Genomic DNA, 288 nt, shown 5'->3' with positions numbered 1-288 from the left:
CACTAGAATACCTGAATTTAAATCTTTAAAACGCCCTGTCAGCAATTTGATCACCGCATAAGAAATAAACCCAAGACCAATAGCATTGGCAATAGAAAAAGTTAACGGCATTAATAAGCAAGTGACTACTACAGGAGCCGCTTCAGTTATATCGTCCCAATCAACATTCACTAACCCCGACATCATTAAGATAGCAACATAAAACAATGTCCCTGTTGTCGCATAAGCTGGCACCATAGCGGCTAAGGGCGAGAAAAATAATGACGCTATAAATAACAATCCAACGAC

Annotated in this window: 1 protein-coding gene; it reads right to left on the bottom strand. The window is 39.6% G+C overall.

Translation table 11 applies throughout. The annotated features are described in order from the left end of the window. Positions 1-288: solute carrier family 23 protein (locus AAEY72_RS14460; RefSeq protein WP_352311210.1), on the bottom strand; the 288-nt coding region annotated here is incomplete at both ends.

It is taken from the genome of Psychrobacter sp. W2-37-MNA-CIBAN-0211 (assembly GCF_040309405.1).
Taxonomy (GTDB): Bacteria; Pseudomonadota; Gammaproteobacteria; order Pseudomonadales; family Moraxellaceae; genus Psychrobacter; species Psychrobacter glaciei.
The sequence above is the reverse complement of the archived record's forward strand: the minus strand, read 5'-3'. Positions and strand labels throughout refer to the sequence as shown.